Consider the following 22,044-nt stretch of genomic DNA (forward strand, 5'->3'; position numbering starts at 1 on the left):
CCCAAATTCGGGGCACCGGACGAATCAGGACGGACCGGCCGCCGCCCGCAGCAGGCGTTGCCGGGTCTGCGGAATGGCCGCGATCTCGACCCCCGTGAAGACATGCATGGTCCGCAGCACGGGATCCACGACCGCATGGTCGCTGACCCAGCCGCCCAAGGCCAGATAGCTGCGCAGCAGCGGCGGCATCGCGGCCATGGCGCGTTTCGGATCGGGCTGGCCTGGCAGCAGGGCACGGGCAAAGCGAAAGACGTCGGGCGCCTTGATGCGTGGCCACCAGCGGCGCGGGGCAAGATGGCGCGCGCGCAGGATGGCAAAGGCTTCGGCATGGGGGCCGGGTTCGGTGCCGACGAAACTGGAACAGCCGAACAGCATCCGGGTGCCGGTGTCTTCGACCAGGCGGGTCAGGGCGGCCCAGGCGGTGCGGACGATGTCAGGATCGCGCACGGCGGGATGGACGCAGAACCGCCCCACCTCCAGCATCGGTCCATCAAAGGCGTGCAGCGCCCGCAGGTCATAGAACTGCGCCGAATAGCTGCGGGCGATGTCGGGGCCGGCCGCCAGCGGCAGGACACGGAAACAGCAGACCAGATGGCCGGTCGGGAAGTCCTCGACCAGCATGTGCTGGCATTCCGCATCCAGCCGGTCGGCGTCCACCCGCGCGCCGTCGTCGGAAACGCCGTTGCGCGCAACAAAGCGCAGCCAGCGCAGGCGCTGCGCCGCGCGCAGGTCTTGGGGCGTGTCGGCCAGCCGGGCCAGATAGCGGCCCTTGCGCAGTGGTTCCATGGGATGCCCTTTCGCGGTGCGCGCCCATTCTGATGCCGCGTCGTGACAGGATTGCAAAGGACGTCAATCCTTCTGCCGGTCGCCCAGCACATCCTCGACATAGATGCGCTTGACCAGGACGATCGTCACCAGCAGCAGCGGCGTCGCCAGCACGATGCCGGCGAATCCGAACAGCCCGCCAAAGGCCAGGATCGCTAGCACCGTCAGCGCGGGCGGCAGGTCGGCCGCGTACCGCTGGATCAGGGGCATCAGCAGGTTGCCCTCGACCTGCTGGATGACCACGAACAGCAGCGCCACATAGATCGCCATGTCGAACCCTTGGGTCAGCGCGAACAGCACGGCCGGAATGCCCGACACGAACGGCCCCACGACCGGCACGATGTTGGTCAGCCCCGCGATCAGCCCCAGGACCAGGGCCAGCGGCACCCCCAGCAGCCACAGGCCAAGCCCCGTGGCCAGCGCCACCAGCACCATGTCCAGCGCCTGCCCGCCCATCCAGCGGGCCAGGGCCTGCGCCAGTTCGTCGGCGATCGCCCCCGCACGGGCGCGATAGGACAGCGGCACCAGCCGCAGCGCCCCGCCGCGATACATGGGCGCGTCCAGCGCCAGGAAGATCGCCACCGTCACCAGCAGCACCACGTTCGCCGCGCCCCCGAACACCGTCGCCAGCGTTCCCGTCACATAGCCAAAGACCGACGGCAGGCTGTCCGCCGGCACGCCGCCGCCCCCTTCGGACGAGGAATCCTCCATCCGCCGTTCAAGGAACTGCCCGATCGAGCTTTCGGACAGCCAGGCGTTCACCTGTTCCCAGGCGCGGGGCAGGCTGCCGACCAGTTCCCGGAACTGGTCCGAGATCGACGGACCGGCCGCGGCGATCACCCCGCCGATCAGCAGCACGGCGGCCACCGCCGACAGCAGCACGCCGGGCTTGAAGCCGATTCCCGCGCGTCGGTTCAAAAAGGCGGCCCCGGCGCGCAGGGCGATGGCGATCAGGATCGCGCCGAATCCCAGCAGCAGCACGTTCGACCATTGCCACGCGGCGGCCAGCACCAGCAAGGCCGCCAGGGCGATGGCGATGGGTCCGGGGCGCAGGCGCGGCTGCGGGGCGGAAAGCAAGGGGTCGGTCATGCGCGGGCCTTTGGCTGTTTCGCGCCCATCATGCCCGCCTTGCCCGCCAATGCCATCCCTGATAACCGGGCGCCAATTCATGACTGGGCGGGGCTGGCCCGCCGGACACAGCAAGGGGACGCCTTCATGGCCATCGAACGCACGCTTTCCATCATCAAGCCCGACGCCACCCGCCGCAACCTGACCGGCAAGATCAATGCGAAATTCGAGGATGCGGGCCTGCGCATCGTCGCGTCCAAGCGCATCCACCTGTCGCCCGCCCAGGCCGGCAAGTTCTACGAGGTCCACAAGGACCGCCCCTTTTACGGCGAACTGGTGGACTTCATGGCGTCCGAGCCGGTGGTCGTGCAGGTGCTGGAAGGCGAGGGCGCGATCGCGAAGAACCGCGAGGTGATGGGCGCGACCAACCCCGCCCAGGCCGACGAAGGCACCATCCGCAAGGAATTCGCCCTGTCGGTGGGCGAGAACTCGGTCCACGGGTCCGACGCCCCCGAGACGGCCAAGGAGGAGATCGCGTTCTTCTTCTCGGGGCTGGAACTGGTCGGGTGAGAGGCTGAGAGCCTGGGGTGAGAAGGGAAGGGGCCGGGTGGCCCCTTTTACTGCTTTAATTTCTATAATCTTCCTCTGCTTTTTTAAGAGAGGCCGAAATTTTATTATTTGCTGCTCAAATCAAACAATTAATTTTGACGTCTCATAAATGGTGCAAACAAAGGAACGGTAAAGTCTAAATATCCATGATCCGTGCTGTAGATCATTCCTTTAGAGATGATGCTCGCTCTAGCAGGTCCAAGAGACTGCTGAGTGCGTCCCATAGCTTTAGCGATGTCGCCCATAGCGTAAGGTCCATCCCCAAGATCTGACATGGCTTTTACAAACTGTGTTTCTGCCTTGGTAAGTCGATCTATTCTTACTTTGAAAAATCCCTCATCAAGCAACGCTAAGGTTTCTGTGTAGGATTGATTTGCATCATTAAATGTGATCTTTGATCCTTCAGCATTATTCCATGTGACTGAAGCCCATTCTTGAAGAAAAAAGGGATAGCCTTGGGTTCGTTCCACAATGGTTTGAAGGGCTTCCGGTTCTATAGAAGCATCTTCGTCAATTATTGGCCTTTCAATGGCAGTAGAAGCAGATTTTTTATCAAGCGCTCCTACTCCTGGGTAAAGAAAAAGCCTTTCTGCATAGGATTTTGCCTCACCTGCCAAGCGTGCTATTTGTGGCAGTCCGGCCCCCACCATTACTACTGGCAAGCTTTCTTGTGACATTCTGTGCAGAGCAACAATAAGTGCTGAGAGATCCGCTTCTGAAAGATATTGCACCTCATCAATCAAAAGAATCCAACCGCGATCTGCGGCTTGAGCAGCACGACCAATCATGGTAAACAAATCTGGGAGATCATATTGAATGTCGCCACTGTCAGCCAGACCAAGTTCAGGTTCTATTCCAACTTCTACCCCACCAACGTCAATTTTAAAGATGGAAGCGAAGTTGCGTAGTCCTTTTAGTCCTCTAGTTGCGATTTGCTTAGCCGACTCAATGCCCGAAAGTGATCTCATAACTTTCCGCATCTCTGGGTAAAGAAGTCGAGCTAAGCTTTCACCTTCGGGTGCCTCAACCTTTGACGTCAGCAGCCCATCCCTTTCTGCTATCTTTTTAATTTCGTTGAGAAGGACTGTCTTGCCAGTGCCGCGCAATCCCAATAGCATCATTGAGCGAGAACTTCTGCCTTTGAGGGCTCTCCCGCACGAAATTCTTGCTGCTTCTAAAATTCCATCTCGACCAGCAAGTTCAGGAGGGCGACTGCCCGCTCCTGGTGCGAAGGGATTGCGATAGGGATCCATTATGACTCCTACTGGTTGTTTAGAGACTTATAGCGAAGTCTAGCGTCTGACGCTATACTTTTTTATACTTCATTAGCGTGTCTGTTATTTTAGCAACCGTTGCACCCCCACCCCCATCCGCGCTATCCCTCCTCAACCAACCCCACCCTAGGAGGCCCCCATGCGCGCATTCGTCTTTCCCGGCCAGGGGGCGCAGGCCGTCGGCATGGGGCGGGAGCTGGCCGAGGCCTATCCGGCGGCGCGCGACGTGTTCGACCAGGTGGACGAGGCGCTGGGCGAAAGGCTGTCGGACCTGATCTGGAACGGCGATATCGACACCCTGACCCTCACGCAGAACGCGCAGCCGGCGTTGATGGCAACCTCGGTCGCGGCGTTCCGGGCGCTGGAATCGGAAGGCATCAACATCCAGGACGCGAACTTCGTGGCCGGGCATTCGCTGGGCGAATACTCGGCGCTGTGCGCGGCGGGGGCGCTGACGCTGGAGGATACGGCGCGTCTGTTGCAGATGCGCGGCCATGCCATGCAAGAGGCCGTGCCGGTCGGCGTCGGCGCGATGGCGGCGATCCTGGGCCTGGACTTCGCCACCGTCGATCACATCGCGCGCGAGATCGCGGGCGACGAGGTGGTGCAGGCCGCCAACGACAACGATCCGGGTCAGGTCGTGATCTCGGGGCACAAGGGCGCGGTGGAGCGCGCGGCCGAGGCGATGAAGGCGGCGGGGGCCAAGCGGGTGCTGATGCTGCCCGTGTCGGCGCCCTTCCATTCGGTGCTGATGCAGCCCGCCGCCGCCGTGATGGCCGACGCGCTGGCGGGCGTGGACATCCAGCCCCCCGCCGTGCCGCTGATCGCCAATGTCCGGGCCGAGGCCGTGATCGAACCCGGCGCGATCCGCCGCCTGCTGGTGGAACAGGTCACGGGCACCGTGCGCTGGCGCGAATCCATCGCCAACATGGCGGCGGCGGGCGTGACCGAGTTCTGGGAAATCGGCGCGGGCAAGGCGCTGTCGGGGATGATCCGGCGCATTGCCAAGGACGCGACCGTGCGCAACATCGGCGTGCCCGCGGACATCGCGGCGCTGAAGGGCTGACGCGGCCTTTGGGGTATTTGGACAACGAAGAAGGATCAGCCATGTTCGATCTGACAGGCAGGACGGCCCTGGTGACGGGCGCATCGGGCGGCATCGGCGGCGCCATCGCCACCGCGCTGCACGCGGCGGGCGCGACGGTCGCCCTGTCCGGCACGCGCGAGGGGCCGTTGCGGGATCTGGCCGCGACCTTGGGGGAACGGGCGCATGTTGTGCCCGCGAACCTGTCGGATGCGCAAGCCGCCTCCGGGCTGGTCAAGGACGCGGCCGCCGCCATGGGGTCCGTGGACATCCTGGTCAACAATGCCGGGATCACCCGCGACAACCTGTTCATGCGCATGTCGGACGACGAATGGCAGCAGGTCATGGACGTGAACCTGACGGGCGTGTTCCGCCTGTCGCGCGCGGCGCTGCGCCCGATGATGAAGGCCCGCTGGGGGCGGATCGTCAACATCACCTCGGTCGTGGGGGCGACGGGCAATCCGGGGCAGGGCAACTATGCCGCCGCCAAGGCGGGTCTGGTGGGCATGTCCAAGTCGCTGGCCTATGAGGTCGCAAGCCGGGGCATCACCGTGAACTGCGTGGCCCCCGGTTTCATCGCCACGCCCATGACCGACAGCCTGACCGACGACCAGAAGGGCAGGATCCTGTCCCAGATCCCCGCAGGCCGCATGGGCGCCCCCGAGGAGATCGCGGCGGCGGTCCTGTATCTGGCCAGCCCCGAGGCGGGATATATCACCGGCGCCACGCTGCATGTGAACGGCGGCATGGCGATGATCTGACGCGCCGCGCCAAGCAAAAGCGGTTGCAACACGGTCGGCCGGTGCTATATCCCCGGCTTGAGCAGCAGGGAAACCGCCCTGTGCCGAAGCGGACGACAGGTTCGCGGATAATTTGGGCGGATGCCCGCGAGAATGAGGATATGACATGAGCGATATCGCTGATCGCGTGAAGAAGATCGTGGTCGAGCATCTGGGCGTCGAAGAAGACAAGGTGGTCGAATCCGCCTCGTTCATCGACGACCTGGGCGCCGACAGTCTTGATACCGTGGAACTGGTCATGGCGTTCGAGGAAGAATTCGGCATCGAGATCCCCGATGACGCCGCCGAGACCATCCAGACGGTCGGCGATGCCGTGACCTTCATCAAGGGCGCGGTCTGATCCTTTTTCACCAAGGGTGAAGAACCTGTTTTTGCGGCGTTCCTGCACCGGCAGGGGCGCCGTTTCCATTTCGGCGCCATGATCCCTCCGGGGAACCCTGATCGCCGCACCGTGTTGACCCGCCGAACACCAAAAAGGAAAGGGCCGATCATGGCAGTAGAGCTGAAGGGGCTGTCCGACAACGCGCGCAAGACCTCCATCTCCGAGTTGAACGGGCGTCTAATCGATTCGATTGCCTTGGCAATGGCGGTCAAGCAGGCGCATTGGAATCTTAGGGGGCCAGGCTTCATCGGCGTCCACGAACTGCTGGATACGGTCCACGAGAACCTGCGCAAGCATGTGGACACGATGGCCGAACGGGTGCAGGTGCTGGACGGCGCGGCGGTCGGAACGGCCGAGAGGGTATCTTCGGGCAGCACGCTGTCGGAATATCCGACGGACCTGACCAAGGTCGAGGATCACCTGCGCGCCTTGTGCGAACGCTATCGTGCGCATGGCGAAAAACTGCGGGCGGCCATAGACGCCACCGACGAGGCGGGCGACGCCGACACGGCCGACCTGCTGACGGCGGTGTCGCGGACGGTGGACAAGGATCTCTGGTTCATGTCCAGCAATCTTGCCTGACCAAAGCGCGAGCGATCACCGGGCGGGGGCGGCGCTGCCCCCCCGCTATGGCGCCAGGCGCGCGTGAACCCGGCCCAAATCGATCTCGCCCTGGGGCAGCCGGTTGTCGGGATCGTCGAAATCATAGCCGAAAAGCTGGAAATCGTCCTTGTAGATTTCCCAGACCAGATGCCGTGACAGATCGTCGAAAAAGGCGCTGACCGCGTGGGCGCGCCTTGGTCCATGGCCTTCCGACTCATTGAACCGCGGCACGGCCGCCAGATCGACCGGCACAGGTGTCCTGGCAGCGTGCAAGAGTTTGGCCATGCCGTCGTCGAGCGTTTCGGTGAACAGGATCCGGTCGTAACGCCCCCCGTTGGCGATGAATGTTCCGATATGGCCGGACATGGCCGACCAGTGGATGTCCGGCTCCATCGGGCGCCGCCACAGGATCGTGTCGCGGGCGAACAGCAGGAACCGGCGGAAGCTGGCGATCTGGTCGAAGTCGAAGCCGTTTTCCGGACTGCCCACGTCGATCCCGTACCGCTGCGCCAGTTGCGGCACGAGGTTGCCGCGATAGCGCCGGCCGTTGCGCTGGATCCCCGCGATCTTGTCGAAGAAGGACGATAGGATCCGGGCATAAGGGTTGCGCACGCAGGTAAAGGCCACGGCGTCCCGGCGCCGCACCGCGGACTCGATCAGGGGCTTGCTGCCGTCCTGCGCCCATTTGTGCAGGCCGGTGTCGGCATCATGGATGTCGCCATCGAAAAACCGGCCATGGTCGGAATAGAACATGATCTGCCCAATGGTCGAACAGGCGCATTTCGGCACCACCCGATAGATCAGGCTTTCGCTTTCGGTCATCCAGACGCCGGGAAAGCCCATCGTCGCACCCCCTTCATGAACGCGGTCCGGCTTGCCGTGGCGCGGCGAAGACGTTTACACACAGAAAGCCGATCAAGCGCAAGTTGCATCGGCGCTTGGTTAGCACGCAAAAGGTTAAGAATTCCTCCCTCATGGCCCGTATCGCCTTCATCCTGCTGGCCCACAAGGATCCGCAAGGGGTGGTCGATCAGGCCCGCCGGTTGACGGCGACGGGGGATCATGTCGTCATCCATTACGACCGCAATGCCCCCGCCGCCGATTATCGCCGGATCCGGGACTGCCTGGCCGACAACGGCGGGGTGGTTCTTGCGCCGCGCCGGTTCCGATGCGGCTGGGGGGACTGGTCGCTGGTCGCCGCCACCCTGTCGGCGCTGCAAACGGCCGAGCGGCGCTTTCCCCAGGCCACGCATTTCTATCTGCTGTCGGGCGATTGCATGCCGATCAAGTCGGCGGAATACGCCCGCGCGTTCCTGGACCGCGACGATTGCGATTACATCGAATCCTTCGATTTTTTCGACAGCGACTGGATCAAGACCGGCATCAGGACCGAACGGCTGGTCTATCGGCACTGGTTCAACGAAAGACGCCACAGGCGGCTGTTCTATGCCGCCCTGCGGGCACAGCAATGGCTGCGGCTGCGCCGCAAGCCACCCCAGGGCGTGCAGGTGATGATCGGGTCGCAATGGTGGTGCCTGCGCCGCGGCACGGTCGAAGCCGTGCTGGCGCTGATCCGGGAGCGGCGCGATCTGACGCGGTTCTTTCGCACCACCTGGATCCCCGACGAGACGTTCTTTCAAACCCTTGTCGCCCATCTGGTGCCCAAGGGGGAAATCCGGCGCCGGTCGCCGACCTGCCTGATGTTTACCGATTACGGGATGCCGGTGACGTTCTACAACGATCATTATGACCTGCTGATCCGGCAGGATTACCTGTTCGCCCGCAAGATCAGCGCCGAGGCGCAGGATCTGCGCGCGCGGCTGGGGGTCTTGTGGCAGGCCGAAGGCATCGGCTTTGCCATTTCCAACGAGGCGCCGCGCCTGTTCCGGTTCCTGACCGGCCGGGGGCGCGTGGGGGGGCGTTTCGCCCCGCGTTTCTGGGAGGATCACGGCGCGACCCGCGGCAGCACCATCTGCCTGATCGTCGCCAAGAAATGGCATGTGGCCAAGCGGCTGACCGCCCGGATCCGGGCGCTGACCGACATTCCCGCGATGGATTACGTCTTCAACGAACGCGATGCGGGGCTGCCCGACTTGGGCGGCATCGCGTCCACGCTGGCCAAACGGGAACGCCACCGTCGCGCGCTGGTGCGGCTGCTGCTGGACGATTGCGGTTCGCGCCAGCTGGTGTTGTGCCTGGATCCCTCGGCCCTGCCGCTGATCGCGGATTTCGCGGCGGATCGGTCCCGGACGCGGATCCTGTTCATCGACAGCCATTTCGACGAAGCCTATCTGCGCGGCCACATGCGCCGCATCGGCCTCGCGGGCGAGGGAACGCCCGAAACCGTGATTCGCGACCTGCTGCCCGTGGTCGCCCGCGATCTGGCGCACGAGGCCGACCGGCTGCACCGCATGGGCCTTGCGGGTTTTTCCAGCATCGCGGACTCTGCGCCTGCGGATGCGAACGCGGCGGCGCTTGCGGGCTTTCTGGATGTTTCGCACAAGGTCGCGCATGATCTGGCCCAGACGCCGCATCTGTTCACCGACTGACCACAGGACCTGCCCATGGCCTTCGACTATGACGACGCCAACATCTTCGCCCGAATCCTGCGCGGGGAAATTCCCTGCGACAAGGTCGCCGAGAATGACCATGCCCTTGCCTTTCGCGACATCCGGCCCCAGGCCCCGGTGCATCTTCTGGTGATCCCCAAGGGGCGCTATGTCAGCCTTGACGATTTCGCGACCAACGCCTCGGACGCCGAGATCGTGGCCTTTACCCGGCTTTGCGCGCAGATCTGCGCGTCCGAAGGGGTAGGGCTGGCCGAGGGGAACGGCGGTTTCCGCGCCGTCGCCAATGCCGGCCCCCACGGCGTGCAAGAGGTGCCGCATTACCACCTGCACATCATGGGCGGGCGGGTGATGGGGCCGATGCTGGCCCGGCAGGGCTAGGCCCGCGTCATTTCGACAAACACGTCTTCAAGATCGGGCTGTTCGGTGGCCACGTCCAGGATCGGAATGCCCGCGCCGCGCAGCGCGTCCACCACCTGATCGGCGCGGATCCGCGACGGCGGATAGCTGATCGCCAGCCGCCCATCGCCGCGCCATTCGGGATGCGCGCCATCGGGCAGGGCGGGCAGGGGGACGCGCCCCCCCGTGTCCAGCACCAGCGTCTTGCCGTCCGTGCGCGACAGCAGGCTGCGGGTGTCCTGCTGCACCACCAGTTCGCCGTGGTTGATGATGGCGATCTCGTCGCACATCTGTTCGGCTTCCTCCAGGTAATGCGTGGTCAGGATGATGGTCATGCCTTGGCGGTTCAGCGCCCGAACGTTCTGCCACAGCATCTCGCGCAGGGTGATGTCCACGCCCGCCGTGGGTTCGTCCAGAACCAGGATCTGCGGGCGGTGGACCAGGGCCTTGGCCAGCAGCAGGCGGCGGCGCATGCCCCCCGACAGGTTGCGGGCATAGGCATTGGCCTGATCCCGCAGCCCCACCAGGTCCAGCAGGTCGTCCGTCCAGCGTTCGGATTTCGGCACGCCGTACAGGCCCGCCTGAACCTCCAGGCTGGCGCGGGGGGTAAAGAACGGATCCATGTTCAGCTCCTGCGGCATCACCCCGATGGCCGCGCGCGACTGGCGCGGATTCACGTACTGGTCGAACCCCCAGATCGTGACCTTTCCGGCGGTCTTGTTCACCAGCCCCGCCAGGATGTTTATCAGCGTCGATTTGCCCGCGCCGTTCGGTCCCAGCAGGCCGAAGATGCTGCCGGCCGGAATGGACAGGTCGATGCCCTTCAGCGCGTCCTTGGCAGGGGCATTCCCCTGCGCGGCATAGGTCTTGCGCAGACCGGCGATTTCGATGGCGTTCGGCATGATGGCATCCTTGGCAGAGCTTGCGAAGGCAGGCGGCGCTGCGGTATGGGGGATAACACCAGATGCCGCCCGCCGCCACAAGAAGGCCAGCCATGACGCGATACGTGATCCCGGAAAACTCGCTCTCGACCGAGCAGTCGGACATGTCCGAACTGAAGCTGCCGGCCCCGGAAACGCAGATGGTCACGCAATGGAAGATCGCCTGCGACGGCGACGATGCGGGGGGGATGGGCCATCCGCGCGTCTGGCTGGCGATCTCTCCCGTCACCGGGTTCGTGGATTGCGGCTATTGCGACAAGCGCTTCGTGATCGACCGGGACCGCGCCCACGACGACGATCACTGATCCGGGGCAGCCTTGGGCGCCTTGGCGGCGCGGCATTTGTCCGAACAATACCGCACCTGATTCCAGTCCTTTGCCCATTTCCGGCGCCACGCGAACGGGCGCCCGCAGCCGGCGCAGATCCTGGTGGGCAGGTCGCCCTTGCGAACCATTCTGGGCATGGCCACCTCTTGCGCCTTGGGCGTGGCGTCTGGAAAGGGCGCCACGAACATGCCAGAACCGGCATCGGAACCGAAAAGGAACATGGCCATGAGCGAGGGCTTCGGCAAGGGCTGTCACCTGCACCTGATCGACGGATCGGCCTTCATCTTCCGGGCCTATCACGCCCTGCCGCCGCTGACCCGCAAGTCCGACGGCCTGCCGGTCGGCGCGGTGGCGGGGTTTTGCAACATGCTGTGGAAATACGTCAGCGACGAACGGGGCCACGACGCGCCGACCCATGCGGCGGTGATCTTCGATCATTCGTCCAAGACGTTCCGCAACGAGATCTACACCGCCTACAAGGCCAACCGTCCCGAACCGCCCGAGGATCTGCGCCCGCAGTTCTCGCTGACCCGCGACGCCACCCGCGCCTTCAACATCGCCTGCATCGAGACGCAGGGCTACGAGGCCGACGACATCATCGCCGCCCTGTCCTGCAAGGCGCGGGATGCGGGCGGCACGGTGACGATCATCAGCAGCGACAAGGATCTGATGCAGCTTGTGGGCGACGGCGTGCAGATGCTGGACCCGATCAAGGGCAAGCCCATCGACCGCGACGAGGTGTTCGAGAAATTCGGCGTCTGGCCCGACCGCGTGGTGGACGTGCAGGCGCTGGCGGGCGATCCGACCGACAACGTGCCGGGCGCGCCGGGCATCGGCATCAAGACCGCCGCCCAGCTGATTACCGAATTCGGCGACCTGGAATCGCTGCTTGCGCGCGCGGATGAGATCAAGCAGCCCAAGCGCCGCCAGACGCTGATCGACCATGCCGACCAGATCCGGGTTTCCAAGCGGCTGGTGGAACTGGACTGCAACACGCCGCTGGATTTCACGCTGGAAAGTCTGGAGGTGCGCCCCCCCGACGCGCCTGCCCTGCTGACTTTCCTGTCGGAAATGGAGTTCCGCACCCTGACCGCCCGCGTGGCCGAGAAGCTGGGGGCCGAGGCGCCTGCCGTGGTGTCGGCCCCGGTCCGGGATGCGCCCGCCGCGCCCGACCTGCCGCCCATCGACCGCGCGCGGTATGAAACCGTCACCGACCGCGATGCCCTGGACCGCTGGGTCCGACTGATCCGCGACACCGGCCAGGTCGCCGTTGACACCGAAACCACCGGCCTGGACGAGATGCAGGCCGACCTGGTGGGCATCTGCCTGGCGGTGGCGCCGGGCAAGGCCTGCTATATCCCCGTCGGCCATGTGGCGGGCGGCGACGATCTGTTCGGCCAGTCCGCCCCCGTCGCGGGGCAGTTGCCCTTGGCCGAGGTGCTGGCGGCGTTGAAGCCGCTGCTGGAGGATCCGGCGATCCTCAAGATCGGCCAGAACCTGAAATACGACTGGAAGATGCTGGCCCGCCAGATCCCGGAATTGGGGGGCATCCGCATGACGCCGCTGGCCGATACGATGCTGATGTCCTATGCGCTGAACGCGGGCACGCACAACCACGGCATGGACGAACTGGCCGAGCGGTATCTGGCCCACAAATGCATCCCGATCAAGGACTTGATCGGCACCGGAAAGTCGCAGATCAACTTTGCCCAAGTGCCCATCGACAAGGCCGCCCCCTATGCCGCCGAGGATGCCGAGGTCACGCTGCGGCTTTACAACCATTTCGCACCCCTGCTGCCGGTGGAACGCGTCACGACCAGTTACGAGATGACCGAACGCCCGATCATCCCGGTCCTGGCCGAGATGGAGATGGCCGGCATCCGCATCGACGCCGAGGTGCTGCGCCGCATGTCGGGCGCCTTCGCGCAGAAGATGGCCGGGCTGGAGGATGAGATTTATGCCCTGGCAGGCCAGAAATTCACCATCGGCAGCCCCAAGCAATTGGGCGAGATCCTGTTTGACAAGATGGGCCTGTCGGGCGGCAAGACCGGCAAGACCGGCGCCTTTTCCACCAGCGCCGACGTGCTGGAGGATCTGGCCGCCGAGGGCCACGACCTGCCGTCCCGAATCCTCGACTGGCGGCAGATCAGCAAGCTGAAATCGACCTATACCGACGCGCTGCCGACCTTTGTGAACCCCGACACGGGCCGCGTCCACACCAGCTATTCCATCGCGGGCGCGCAGACCGGGCGGCTGGCCTCCACCGACCCCAACCTGCAAAACATCCCCGTCCGGACCGAGGAAGGCCGCCGCATCCGCGAGGCCTTCATCGCCGCCGAGGGGCATCGGCTGGTCAGCTTGGACTATAGCCAGATCGAATTGCGCATCCTGGCCCATGTCGCCAACATCCCGGCGCTGAAGCAGGCCTTTCGCGACGGCATCGACATCCACGCCATGACCGCCAGCCAGATGTTCGGCGTGCCGGTCGAAGGCATGGACCCGATGATCCGCCGCCGCGCCAAGGCGATCAACTTTGGCGTGATCTATGGCATTTCCAGTTTCGGCCTGTCGCGCAACCTGCGCATCCCGCGCGCCGAGGCGCAAACCTTCATCGACACCTATTTCCAGCGATTCCCGGAAATCCGCGCCTATATGGACCGAACCGTTGCCGACGCGAAATCCGACGGCAGCGTGCGCACCCTGTTCGGGCGGCGCATCAACACGCCGGGCATCAACCAGAACGGTCCCGCCGCCGGGGGCGCCCGGCGCGCGGCGATCAACGCGCCGATCCAGGGGGCGGCGGCCGACATCATCCGCCGTGCGATGATCCGAATGCCATCGGCCATCGCCGATCTGCCCGCGCGGATGCTGTTGCAGGTCCATGACGAACTGGTTTTCGAGGTGCGCGACGACGCCGTGGACGACCTGATCGGGGCCGCCCGCGCGGTGATGGAAGGGGCGGCCGAACCGGCCGTGAAACTGTCCGTGCCGTTGGTCGTTGATGCCGGACAGGGGGCAAACTGGGCCGAGGCACATTGATGGATCAACCGCGCACGCATTCGCATGGCCCTTCGCACGGGCATACCCATGGCTCCAAGGGCGGTGACGGCGTGATCGGTTGGGCGGTCGTGGTCAACCTTGCCCTGACCGTCGCGCAGGTTGTCGGCGGCTATGCGGCCGATTCCACCGCGCTGATCGCCGACGGCATCCACAACCTGTCGGACGCGCTGGCCCTGGCGCTGGCGTTCGGGGCGCGGCGCCTGGCGCAGCGGGCGGCCACGCCCGACTGGTCCTTTGGCTGGGGCAGGGCGGAAATCGTCGCGGCCTTCGTCAATTATCTGGCGCTGATCGCCGTGTCCGTCTGGCTGGCAGTCGAGGCGTTTGGCCGCCTTGCCGATCCCCCGCAGGTGGCGGGTGGGCTGGTGGTGGGTCTGGCGGGTTTTGCCCTGGTCGTCGATCTGGCGACTGCCGCGCTTGTCTGGCGGGCATCGCGGGACAGCACCAACATCCGGGCGGCGTTCCTGCACAACCTGGCGGATGCAGGCGTCTCGGCCGCGGTCATCCTGGGCGGCGCGCTGATCTGGGCCTTTGGCTGGAACCTGGCCGATCCGATCCTGACCCTGGCGATTTCTGCCGTGATCCTGTGGCATATCGCGACCGAGATCGGTCCGGTCTTCCGGATGCTGATGCTGGCGACGCCTCCGGGCAGCGATCCCGGCGCCGTCCTGTCGGATCTGCATGCGGTGTCCGGCGTCCGCGCGGCCCATCACCTGCATCTGTGGCAGATCGACGAAAAACGCACCGCGGCGTCCGTCCACCTTGTCGTCGATGCGGACGATCCCTTTGCCGTCACCCGCGCCGCCAGGGATATGCTGGCCCGCCGCCACCACGTCGCCCATTCCACCATCGAGATCGAGCCGTCGGAACGCCGCACCGATGACCGGGATCAGGATCTGCCTGTATCGCGGACGGACGGCTGATGGGCGCCGCCGCATAGGCGTCGAGCAGATGGGCGATCATCCGCCCGCGCCCGCGGCCCTCGGATGTGACGGCGTGTCCCCGCGCCACCCGCAGCCGCCCCGCGCGCACCCCTGCCATATAGGCCGCGGCCGCGTTTTGTGCATAGCCATGCGGAAAGCAGGACATGGACGAGGCGCCCAGCCCCAGCAAAGCCCGCGCCTGATCGTCGGTATGGCCCTGAACGTTGCGCCGGGACACGCGCATCGAACAAACCCGGCCGCCTCGGTTGCGAAACATTGGTCATGACGATAGGGTTAGACGCCAGCGCGCGGGATTGCCTTGACCCAGATCAACCAGAAAATCGCCAGCCATGACGGGCAGGAACGGTGCGGCGACTGTCCTATCCGCTATCGCGCGGTCTGCGCCCATTGCGAAGCGGACGAACTGGCCTTGCTGGAGGGGATGAAGTTCTATCGCAGCTTCGAACCGGGCCAGCCGATCGTCTGGGAAGGCGAGCGGATGGATTTCGTCGGCTCGGTCGTCACGGGAGTCGCCACCCTGACGCAAATGCTGGACGACGGGCGCACGCAGATGGTGGGCCTGTTGCTGCCCAGCGATTTCCTGGGGCGTCCCAACCGGGACATCGCGGCCTATAACGCCGTCGCCACCACCAGGGTCGTCCTGTGCTGTTTCCGCCGCAAGCCCTTCGAGGCGCTGATGTGCACAACACCCCAGGTCGCGCATCGACTTCTGGAAATGACGCTGGACGAACTGGACGCGGCGCGCGAATGGATGCTGCTGCTGGGCCGCAAGACCGCGCGGGAAAAAATCGCCTCGTTCCTTGCCATCATCGCCCGGCGAGAGGCCGCGCTGCACAAGCGCGATCCCGGCGGGCGGATGCGGATCGACCTGCCGCTGACGCGCGAGGCGATGGCCGATTACCTGGGCCTGACGCTGGAAACCGTCAGCCGCCAGATCAGCGCGCTGAAACGCGACGGCGTGATTGAACTGGTGGGAAAGCGCGCCGTCATCTTTCCCGATTTTGCCCGTCTGGTCGGGGAATCGGGCAATGATGCCGATGGCGGCTATCCCCGCTAAGGCCCAGCCGAGGCCCAGTCCGCCGGAATTTGCGGGATCGCCCCGACCAGGGCCTGGGTCTGGGCGTGCCGGGGCGCGGCGATGATGCGGCCGGACGGGCCTTCCTCGACGATGCGGCCTGCCTGCATGACCAGGATGCGGTCGGTGACGCCGCGCACCACGGACAGGTCGTGGCTGATGAACAGATAGGACAGGCTGTGATCGGCTTGCAGCCGGGCCAGAAGGTCAAGCACCCGCGCCGGGACGCGGATATCCAGGGCGCTCACGGCCTCGTCCAGGACGATCAGGGCGGGACGGATGATGAGGGCGCGGGCGATGGCAAGCCGCTGGCGCTGCCCGCCGGAAAATTCGTGGATGAACCTGCGCATGTCGGCGGCGTTCATGCCCACCTCGGCCAGGGCAAGGGCCACACGGTCGCGCCAGTCGCGCGGGCGGCCCGTCAGGGGAAACGGTTCGGCCAGCAGCCGGTCCACCCGCCAGCGGGGATCGAAGCTGCCGAAGGGATCCTGGAACACCGCCTGCATCCGTGCCCGCAGGGCGCGCGGCATCCGGCGGCCTGCCGTCACCTCGTGCCCGTCCAGCCGGATCCGCCCGCCTTGCAAGGGATCCAGCCCCAGGATCGCGCAGGCCAGCGTGGATTTCCCGCAGCCCGATTCCCCGACCAGCCCGACGCTTTCGCCCCGCCCGATGGTCAGGCTGACCCCGTCCAGCGCGCGTAGGGTGCCGTTGTCCAGACGGTAATCGCGAAGGCATTCATGACCTGAACCAGCGGCTATGTCGCACGGGGCGGCCTGCGGGCAGGGACATGGCGGGATGCCTCGGAAAGCTGGCGGGTGTAAGGGTGGCCGCGTTGGCGAAACACCTGTTTCGTCGCGCCGCTTTCCACGATGCGGCCCGCCTGCATCACCGCGACCCGGTCCGCCATTCCCGCGACCACGGCAAGGTCATGGGTAATCAGCAATAGCGCCATGCCGTCATCGCGCACAAGCCGCGCCAGCAGGGCCAGGATGCGCGCCTGGGTGGTGACATCCAGCGCGGTCGTCGGCTCGTCCGCGATCAGCAGATCCGGCCCCAGCTTGCCGTGGGCGGCTGCACGCCAAGCCCGACATAGGACAGCCCCGCCTCGGCCAGGATGCCCAGGCTGAACTGGATGGTGCCCTGCATGACCAGCAGGCCGGCGATGTTGGGCAGGATGTGCTGCGCGCTGACACGAACGGCCCCCTTGTCCGCCACCTGCGCCGCGCGGATGTAATCCAGCGTCCAGATGGGCAGCGCGCCGCCGCGCGCGACGCGGGCAAAGACGGGGATGTTGAAGATGCCGATGATCGCGTTCAACGCCGATGGTTCCCGGACCGCCGTGATGCCGATGGCGATGACCCGCGATGGAACGGCAAAGATCAGATCGTTGCCGCGCATCACCAGGTCATCGGGCCAGCGTCCCCGCCAAGCCGCCGCCAGCAGGCCCAGCGGCACCCCCAGACCCATGCCGATTCCCGCCGCGACAAGGGCCACCGCCAACGATGTCCGTGTGCCCAGCATCGCCATCGACAGGATGTCGCGGCCCAGGCGATCGGTGCCGAACCAATGCGCGCCCGACGGAGCCAGCAGTTTGTCGGCAATCGACAGCCGCGTGATGTCGTAAGGCGTCCAGACCGCCGACAGGATCGCGGCGGCCAGCGCCGATCCCGCCAGAACGGCGCCCAGGATCGTACCGATCCTCATGCGCGGCGCAGCCGGGGGTCCACGGCGGCATAGGCCAGATCGACCAGAAAGGTTACGGCGATCACGGCGGCGGCCAGCACCAGGAGGGCCGATTGCACCACGATCATGTCGCGCTGCGTGATGGCCTGAAAGATCATCCGGCCAAGCCCCGGCAGGTAGAACACGTTTTCGATGATGATCGCCCCGGCCAGCAGAAAGCTGAACGGCATTCCCAGAACGGTCAGCACCGGGATCGGGGCGTTGCGCAGGGCATGGCGGAGCAGGGTCTGGCCCGCCGTCAGCCCCTTGGCGCGGGCGGTGCGGATGTAATCCTGGCCCTGCGTCTCGATATCAGGGCCGACCGCAGGACAGGGGCCAGGATCGCCGCCTGGGGCAGGGCCAGCGCAAGGCCTGGCAGGATCAGCGACCGCAGCGCCGCAAGGGGATCGGCCCAGCCGGGAAAGCCCCCCGCGGGCAGCCAGCGCAGCCTGACCGCAAAGACCAGAACCAGAAGCACCGCCAGCCAGAAATTCGGCAGGGCGATGCCGAACGGGACAGCTCCCCTCGCCAGCACATCGCCCGTCCGCCCCCGCCGCGCCGCCGCATGAAGCCCCGCGGGCAGCGCCATGGTGATCGCCAGCAGCAATGCCAGGAGCGCCAGCGGCAACGACACCTGCAACCGCTCTGCGATCATTCCCGCGATCGGCGTCTTTTAGGTAAGGCTGCTGCCGAAATCGCCGTACAGGATACCGCCCAGCCACACGGCGTAACGCAGCGGCAGCGGCTGGTCCACGCCCATCTGCCAGCGCAGCGACGCCACCGTGTCGGCCTGTGCGCCCGTTCCCAGCATGAACGTCGCGGGATCCCCCGGCACCAGTTCCACGATGCCAAAGATCAAGGCCGAGGCCGCAAGCAGGCTTAGACCCAAAACGATCATCCGGCGCACGACATACCGCAGCATGGCCGCAACGCTAGCCCGCCAAGACCGTGCCGTAAAGCGATGGCGTCAACCGGCCTCGCCGCGGGGATACCAGTTGGCGGTCACGACCTGACTGCCGGCGTCCGACGCCTGCACGAGGCGGGCGAATTCTGCAACGTCGCTGCCGCGGTGGTGGTAGGGGACGACGGTGCCCGGCTGGAACGCGGCCACTGCGTCGGCCGCCTGCTGGACCGTCATCGTGTAGGGAAGGTTCATGGGCAGGAACGCGACCTCGATTCCGTCCAGGGCGCGCATTTCGGGCGTGTCCTCGGTGTCGCCGGCGATATAGAACCGCTTGCCGCCGATCGTCAGGACATACCCGTTGTCGCGGCCTTGGGGATGATACTGCTGTTTGTCGGGGCTGGTGTTGTAGGCCGGGACGGCCTCGACCCCCATGCCGATGGCCTGGGCCTGATCGCCGTTGGCCATGGGGGTGGCGCGCGACTGCATGTCGGCGGGCAGCATCCCGTGCACGGCCGGGTTGACGATGATCGCGACCGCAGGCAGGGCCTGAAGCGTGGGCAGGTCGAAATGGTCGCCGTGCTCATGGGTAATCAGGATCAGCGTTGGCCGCGGCATTCCGGCATACAGATCCGCACCGCCGACCGGGTCCACATAGATCACCCCGCCAGGCGTTTCGACCACCATGGACGCGTGATCGACCGGATGGAACACGACCTGCCCGCCTTCGACCGCAAAGGCAAAGGACGCGGGGGTTTCGGTCTGGGCCAGGGCGAACCGGGGCAGAAGGGTGGCGCCAAGGCTGGCGATGCCCAGCATCAGGCTGGCGCGGCGGCTGAGAAACATCGGACGTCTCCGGGCAATGGGAATGGTGAACAGGGAAACATCGGCCCTGGGCACAAGGTTCCCTTGCCGTGGCCGGTGCCGCCGGATTACCAAGACGGACCGGACAGGGATCGCGTCGGGCAAGGATCGGACATGGCAATGACACATCTGTGGGTGCGGGCCGAAAGCCGCCCGAACGAGGATCGGGTGGGGATCACCCCGGACGGCGTGGCGTCCCTGATCGCCCAAGGCTTTGCCGTCACCGTCGAGGACAGTCCCCGCCGCGTCCTGCCGACCGATGCCTATGCCCGTGCGGGCGCCGCCATCGCGCCCGAGGGAAGCTGGCCCGCCGCGCCCGACGACGCCATCGTCTTCGGCTTGAAGGAATTGCCCGACGACGGCACCCCTTTGCGCCATCGCCACATCATGTTCGGCCATGCCTTCAAGGGCCAGCCCGCGGGGCAGGCGCTGCTGCGCCGGTTCGCGGCCGGGGGCGGGACGCTCTACGATCTGGAATACCTGACCGACGATGCCGGCCGCCGCCTGGCCGCGTTCGGATACTGGGCGGGATACGCCGGGGCGGCCGTGACGCTCGAGGCCTGGGCCGCGCAGATGCGGGGCGGCATCTGCGGCCCGGTCCACGCCTATGCCGACAAGGAACTGATGCTGAACGAATTGCGCGCCCGGATGGACGCCACAGGGCGACCCCGGCCCCGCGCCCTGGTGATCGGCGCCAAGGGCCGGGTGGGCAGCGGCGCGGCCGACCTGCTGGTGGCGATGGGGGTGCCCGTCACCCGCTGGGACATGGCCGAAACCGCCCATGGCGGCCCCTTCCCCGAGGTGCTGGCCCACGACCTGTTCGTCAACGCCATCCTGGCCCGGCCGGGCGCCCCGGTCTTTGTTCCGGCCAGCGCCGTGGCGCCCGGCCGGGCGCTGGCGGTGATCGGCGACGTGGCCTGCGATCCCGCCAGCGATTTTTCCCCGGTCAAGGTCTATGACCGCACGACCAGCTGGGACCGGCCGGTGCTGCGGGTGGCCGACCAGCCGCCGCTGGACGTGATGGCGATCGACAACCTGCCGTCGCTGCTGCCGCGCGAAAGCTCTCTGGATTACGCGGGGCAGGTGCTGCCGGTTCTGGCGGGGCTGGACCGGATCGACGACGGGCCATGGGGCCGGGCCGGGGCGCTGTTTCGCGATCACCGGGACAGGCTGACACAGACGTGATGGCCGGGCGGGGAACGCGGGGGGCCAGCGGATGTTGGCCACCAGCCCGTCCCGTTTCGCACGCCAGAAAGATCCGCCATGTCCCCCTTGCGCATTTTCGCCTGCCTGACGACGCTGTCCGCCGCCGTGGGACTGATGGCCGGGGCCGCCCAAGCCCAGGATTTCAACGCCGCCCCCCCGCATGGACGGGGCCAGCAACCGGCCTTCGACGGGCAGACCCGCGCACCGGTGCTGGCGGACACGGCCCTGACCAGCACGGTGATCGCCGAAGGTCTGGATCGTCCCTGGGGTCTTGCCGAACTGCCTGATGGCGCCTGGCTGCTGACGGAACGCGGCGGCAAGATGCGCATGGTCGGCAGCAACGGGGCGCTGTCCGACCCGATCGGCGGCTTGCCGGACATCGACACCCGCGATCAGGGCGGCCTGCTGGATGTGGCCGTGGCCGTCGATTTCGGACAAACCCGCCGCGTCTGGATCAGCTTTGCGCAGCGGAGAGAGGGCGGCAGAACCGCCACCGCCGTGGCCACCGGAACCCTGTCCCCAGACGGTGCCACGCTGGAGGGCACACGGGTCATCTGGCAGCAGCAGCCTGCGTGGACGTCGACCAAGCATTACGGCTCGGTGCTGGTCCACGACGGGCAGGGCGGCCTGATCGTGACCACGGGCGAACGGTCGGTGCCCGGCGCGCGCGTTTATGCCCAGAACGTCACCACCACCCTGGGCAAGATCGTCCGCATCGATCCGGAAACCGGCGCGCCGATGGGTGATCCCGGCGTGGCCGAGGCATTGCCCGAAATCTGGTCCTGGGGCCATCGCAACATCCAAGGCGCGGCCCTGGACGGGCAGGGCAGGCTGTGGACCGTCGAACACGGACCCAAGGGTGGGGACGAGTTGAACAGGCCGCAGGCGGGCCGCAACTATGGATGGCCGCGCGTTACCTATGGCATGGACTACAGCGGCGGTCCCATTGGCGAAGGGATCACCCGGCTGGAGGGGACCGAGCAGCCCGTCTATTACTGGGATCCGGTCATCGCGCCGGGCCAGATGACCTTTTACGACGGCGCGATGTTCCCGGACTGGCGGGGCGACCTGCTGATCGGCGGCCTCCAGGCCGAGGCTTTGGTGCGGCTGGACATGAACGGCGGCCGCGTTGCCAGAGAGGCGCGCCACCTGCAAGGCATCGGCCGCGTCCGCGAGGTCGAGGTCGCCCGCGACGGGTCGATCATGCTGTTGACCGACGAGCGCAACGGACGGCTGATCCGCGTGACGTCCGCGCGATAAGGGTTCCGATGGACGGATTCAAACCGTCGTCGGCATTCGCGGATGAAATGTCCGGATCTTCCAGCCCTGATTCCCGCGGATCGGCCCGTCGGCGTCCGCGCATCGGGCGATCGGCGGTGGGCGCGGTCCGTTCCGCG

At 66.0% G+C, this 22,044-nt stretch carries 22 protein-coding genes and 2 pseudogenes; 13 read left to right on the top strand and 11 right to left on the bottom strand.

Annotated features, from left to right (window positions below; translation table 11 throughout):
* Positions 1 to 24 precede the first annotated feature (24 nt).
* Both CHB77_RS05100 and CHB77_RS05105 read right to left on the bottom strand, forming a co-directional pair.
* Entirely contained in the window at positions 25 to 786 is a 762-nt protein-coding gene (locus CHB77_RS05100) for a GNAT family N-acetyltransferase (RefSeq protein WP_089387083.1), read from the bottom strand.
* 63 nt (positions 787 to 849) lie between these two features.
* Complete coding sequence (locus CHB77_RS05105) at positions 850 to 1,914, bottom strand: AI-2E family transporter (protein WP_165456200.1); 1,065 nt, start codon at positions 1,912 to 1,914, stop codon at positions 850 to 852.
* Between the two features lie 126 nt (positions 1,915 to 2,040).
* Between CHB77_RS05105 and ndk the strand changes: the two genes are divergently transcribed.
* Positions 2,041 to 2,463 carry a nucleoside-diphosphate kinase gene (gene ndk / locus CHB77_RS05110; RefSeq protein ID WP_089387085.1) on the top strand — a complete coding sequence of 141 codons (423 nt, stop codon included), beginning with the start codon at positions 2,041 to 2,043 and terminating at the stop codon, positions 2,461 to 2,463.
* Between the two features lie 128 nt (positions 2,464 to 2,591).
* Here ndk and CHB77_RS05115 read toward each other — a convergent pair whose 3' ends face one another.
* Positions 2,592 to 3,755 (bottom strand): ATP-binding protein, encoded by a 1,164-nt coding sequence (locus CHB77_RS05115; protein WP_089387086.1) that lies wholly within the window; start codon positions 3,753 to 3,755, stop codon positions 2,592 to 2,594.
* Positions 3,756 to 3,915: 160 nt separating this feature from the next.
* On the opposite strand from CHB77_RS05115, the gene fabD reads away from it, so the two are divergent.
* The 4 genes from fabD (at position 3,916) to dps (ending at position 6,624) form a co-directional block, all read left to right on the top strand.
* Entirely contained in the window at positions 3,916 to 4,842 is a 927-nt protein-coding gene (gene fabD / locus CHB77_RS05120) for an ACP S-malonyltransferase (protein WP_089387087.1), read from the top strand.
* A gap of 41 nt (positions 4,843 to 4,883) precedes the next feature.
* Positions 4,884 to 5,621, top strand: coding sequence for a 3-oxoacyl-ACP reductase FabG (gene fabG, locus CHB77_RS05125; protein ID WP_089387088.1), 738 nt, complete (start codon positions 4,884 to 4,886; stop codon positions 5,619 to 5,621).
* Between the two features lie 145 nt (positions 5,622 to 5,766).
* On the top strand, positions 5,767 to 6,000 hold the full coding sequence (locus tag CHB77_RS05130; RefSeq protein WP_089387089.1) for an acyl carrier protein: 234 nt from the start codon (positions 5,767 to 5,769) through the stop codon (positions 5,998 to 6,000).
* Positions 6,001 to 6,150: 150 nt separating this feature from the next.
* Positions 6,151 to 6,624, top strand: coding sequence for a DNA starvation/stationary phase protection protein Dps (gene dps, locus CHB77_RS05135; protein ID WP_089387090.1), 474 nt, complete (start codon positions 6,151 to 6,153; stop codon positions 6,622 to 6,624).
* Between the two features lie 45 nt (positions 6,625 to 6,669).
* Here the strand turns inward: dps and CHB77_RS05140 are convergent, their stop codons facing one another.
* Positions 6,670 to 7,488: a sulfotransferase family protein gene (locus CHB77_RS05140; RefSeq protein ID WP_089387091.1), complete on the bottom strand. Its 819-nt coding sequence runs from the start codon at positions 7,486 to 7,488 to the stop codon at positions 6,670 to 6,672.
* A 131-nt stretch (positions 7,489 to 7,619) separates the two neighbouring features.
* Here CHB77_RS05140 and CHB77_RS05145 point away from each other — a divergent pair, with 131 nt between their 5' ends.
* Together CHB77_RS05145 and CHB77_RS05150 are read left to right on the top strand one after the other, a co-directional pair.
* Positions 7,620 to 9,194, top strand: coding sequence for a DUF5928 domain-containing protein (locus CHB77_RS05145; protein ID WP_089387092.1), 1,575 nt, complete (start codon positions 7,620 to 7,622; stop codon positions 9,192 to 9,194).
* Positions 9,195 to 9,209: 15 nt separating this feature from the next.
* On the top strand, positions 9,210 to 9,593 hold the full coding sequence (locus CHB77_RS05150) for a histidine triad nucleotide-binding protein (protein WP_089387093.1): 384 nt from the start codon (positions 9,210 to 9,212) through the stop codon (positions 9,591 to 9,593).
* Here the strand turns inward: CHB77_RS05150 and CHB77_RS05155 are convergent.
* A complete protein-coding gene (locus CHB77_RS05155; protein ID WP_176430306.1) occupies positions 9,590 to 10,513 on the bottom strand; it encodes an ABC transporter ATP-binding protein in 924 nt (307 codons plus the stop codon). The genes CHB77_RS05150 and CHB77_RS05155 overlap by 4 nt on opposite strands.
* Before the next feature lie 152 nt (positions 10,514 to 10,665).
* Between CHB77_RS05155 and CHB77_RS05160 the strand changes: the two genes are divergently transcribed.
* Entirely contained in the window at positions 10,666 to 10,857 is a 192-nt protein-coding gene (locus CHB77_RS05160; RefSeq protein WP_089387180.1) for a zinc-finger domain-containing protein, read from the top strand.
* On the opposite strand, the gene CHB77_RS18825 is transcribed toward CHB77_RS05160, so the two are convergent.
* Positions 10,851 to 11,105, bottom strand: a complete 255-nt coding sequence (locus tag CHB77_RS18825; protein ID WP_341273552.1) for a DUF2256 domain-containing protein — start codon at positions 11,103 to 11,105, stop codon at positions 10,851 to 10,853. The two genes, CHB77_RS05160 and CHB77_RS18825, sit on opposite strands and share 7 nt — an antisense overlap.
* Between CHB77_RS18825 and polA the strand changes: the two genes are divergently transcribed.
* The 3 genes from polA (at position 11,104) to fnrL (ending at position 15,936) form a co-directional block, all read left to right on the top strand.
* Positions 11,104 to 13,917, top strand: coding sequence for a DNA polymerase I (gene polA / locus CHB77_RS05170; protein ID WP_089387094.1), 2,814 nt, complete (start codon positions 11,104 to 11,106; stop codon positions 13,915 to 13,917). The genes CHB77_RS18825 and polA overlap by 2 nt on opposite strands.
* Positions 13,917 to 14,858, top strand: coding sequence for a cation diffusion facilitator family transporter (locus CHB77_RS05175; protein WP_089387095.1), 942 nt, complete (start codon positions 13,917 to 13,919; stop codon positions 14,856 to 14,858). Before polA ends, CHB77_RS05175 begins: the two co-directional genes overlap by 1 nt.
* 328 nt (positions 14,859 to 15,186) lie before the next feature.
* Positions 15,187 to 15,936 carry a transcriptional regulator FnrL gene (fnrL, locus tag CHB77_RS05180; RefSeq protein ID WP_423212876.1) on the top strand — a complete coding sequence of 250 codons (750 nt, stop codon included), beginning with the start codon at positions 15,187 to 15,189 and terminating at the stop codon, positions 15,934 to 15,936.
* On the opposite strand, the gene CHB77_RS05185 is transcribed toward fnrL, so the two are convergent.
* The 5 genes and pseudogenes from CHB77_RS05185 to CHB77_RS05200 form a co-directional block, all read right to left on the bottom strand.
* Positions 15,933 to 16,751 (bottom strand): ATP-binding cassette domain-containing protein, encoded by an 819-nt coding sequence (locus CHB77_RS05185; RefSeq protein ID WP_423212877.1) that lies wholly within the window; start codon positions 16,749 to 16,751, stop codon positions 15,933 to 15,935. The two genes, fnrL and CHB77_RS05185, sit on opposite strands and share 4 nt — an antisense overlap.
* A complete protein-coding gene (locus tag CHB77_RS18870) occupies positions 16,709 to 16,906 on the bottom strand; it encodes a hypothetical protein (protein WP_423212871.1) in 198 nt (65 codons plus the stop codon). Before CHB77_RS18870 ends, CHB77_RS05185 begins: the two co-directional genes overlap by 43 nt.
* A 92-nt stretch (positions 16,907 to 16,998) precedes the next feature.
* Positions 16,999 to 17,658 (bottom strand): annotated as a pseudogene (locus CHB77_RS05190) (ABC transporter permease); the annotation flags it as partial.
* Positions 17,655 to 18,598: pseudogene (locus CHB77_RS05195) on the bottom strand (ABC transporter permease). The pseudogenes CHB77_RS05195 and CHB77_RS05190, both read right to left, overlap by 4 nt.
* A 45-nt stretch (positions 18,599 to 18,643) precedes the next feature.
* A complete protein-coding gene (locus CHB77_RS05200) occupies positions 18,644 to 19,423 on the bottom strand; it encodes an MBL fold metallo-hydrolase (RefSeq protein ID WP_089387097.1) in 780 nt (259 codons plus the stop codon).
* A 138-nt stretch (positions 19,424 to 19,561) separates the two neighbouring features.
* Here CHB77_RS05200 and CHB77_RS05205 point away from each other — a divergent pair, with 138 nt between their 5' ends.
* A complete protein-coding gene (locus CHB77_RS05205) occupies positions 19,562 to 20,626 on the top strand; it encodes a saccharopine dehydrogenase (protein WP_089387183.1) in 1,065 nt (354 codons plus the stop codon).
* 78 nt (positions 20,627 to 20,704) lie between these two features.
* Positions 20,705 to 21,907 carry a PQQ-dependent sugar dehydrogenase gene (locus tag CHB77_RS05210; protein ID WP_089387098.1) on the top strand — a complete coding sequence of 401 codons (1,203 nt, stop codon included), beginning with the start codon at positions 20,705 to 20,707 and terminating at the stop codon, positions 21,905 to 21,907.
* The last annotated feature ends 137 nt before the right edge of the window (positions 21,908 to 22,044 follow it).

The organism is Paracoccus sediminis, assembly GCF_900188295.1.
Lineage (GTDB): Bacteria > Pseudomonadota > Alphaproteobacteria > Rhodobacterales > Rhodobacteraceae > Paracoccus > Paracoccus sediminis.

Excerpts from the sequence above, each read along its gene's own strand:
- CHB77_RS05100 (WP_089387083.1), bottom strand. The coding sequence starts at position 786 with ATGGAACCACTGCGCAAGGGCCGCTATCTGGCCCGGCTGGCCGACACG.
- CHB77_RS05105 (WP_165456200.1), bottom strand. The coding sequence starts at position 1,914 with ATGACCGACCCCTTGCTTTCCGCCCCGCAGCCGCGCCTGCGCCCCGGA.
- ndk (WP_089387085.1), top strand. The coding sequence starts at position 2,041 with ATGGCCATCGAACGCACGCTTTCCATCATCAAGCCCGACGCCACCCGC.
- CHB77_RS05115 (WP_089387086.1), bottom strand. The coding sequence starts at position 3,755 with ATGGATCCCTATCGCAATCCCTTCGCACCAGGAGCGGGCAGTCGCCCT.
- fabD (WP_089387087.1), top strand. The coding sequence starts at position 3,916 with ATGCGCGCATTCGTCTTTCCCGGCCAGGGGGCGCAGGCCGTCGGCATG.
- fabG (WP_089387088.1), top strand. The coding sequence starts at position 4,884 with ATGTTCGATCTGACAGGCAGGACGGCCCTGGTGACGGGCGCATCGGGC.
- CHB77_RS05130 (WP_089387089.1), top strand. The coding sequence starts at position 5,767 with ATGAGCGATATCGCTGATCGCGTGAAGAAGATCGTGGTCGAGCATCTG.
- dps (WP_089387090.1), top strand. The coding sequence starts at position 6,151 with ATGGCAGTAGAGCTGAAGGGGCTGTCCGACAACGCGCGCAAGACCTCC.
- CHB77_RS05140 (WP_089387091.1), bottom strand. The coding sequence starts at position 7,488 with ATGGGCTTTCCCGGCGTCTGGATGACCGAAAGCGAAAGCCTGATCTAT.
- CHB77_RS05145 (WP_089387092.1), top strand. The coding sequence starts at position 7,620 with ATGGCCCGTATCGCCTTCATCCTGCTGGCCCACAAGGATCCGCAAGGG.
- CHB77_RS05150 (WP_089387093.1), top strand. The coding sequence starts at position 9,210 with ATGGCCTTCGACTATGACGACGCCAACATCTTCGCCCGAATCCTGCGC.
- CHB77_RS05155 (WP_176430306.1), bottom strand. The coding sequence starts at position 10,513 with ATGCCGAACGCCATCGAAATCGCCGGTCTGCGCAAGACCTATGCCGCG.
- polA (WP_089387094.1), top strand. The coding sequence starts at position 11,104 with ATGAGCGAGGGCTTCGGCAAGGGCTGTCACCTGCACCTGATCGACGGA.
- CHB77_RS18825 (WP_341273552.1), bottom strand. The coding sequence starts at position 11,105 with ATGGCCATGTTCCTTTTCGGTTCCGATGCCGGTTCTGGCATGTTCGTG.
- CHB77_RS05175 (WP_089387095.1), top strand. The coding sequence starts at position 13,917 with ATGGATCAACCGCGCACGCATTCGCATGGCCCTTCGCACGGGCATACC.
- CHB77_RS18870 (WP_423212871.1), bottom strand. The coding sequence starts at position 16,906 with ATGGCGCTATTGCTGATTACCCATGACCTTGCCGTGGTCGCGGGAATG.
- CHB77_RS05200 (WP_089387097.1), bottom strand. The coding sequence starts at position 19,423 with ATGTTTCTCAGCCGCCGCGCCAGCCTGATGCTGGGCATCGCCAGCCTT.
- CHB77_RS05205 (WP_089387183.1), top strand. The coding sequence starts at position 19,562 with ATGACACATCTGTGGGTGCGGGCCGAAAGCCGCCCGAACGAGGATCGG.
- CHB77_RS05210 (WP_089387098.1), top strand. The coding sequence starts at position 20,705 with ATGTCCCCCTTGCGCATTTTCGCCTGCCTGACGACGCTGTCCGCCGCC.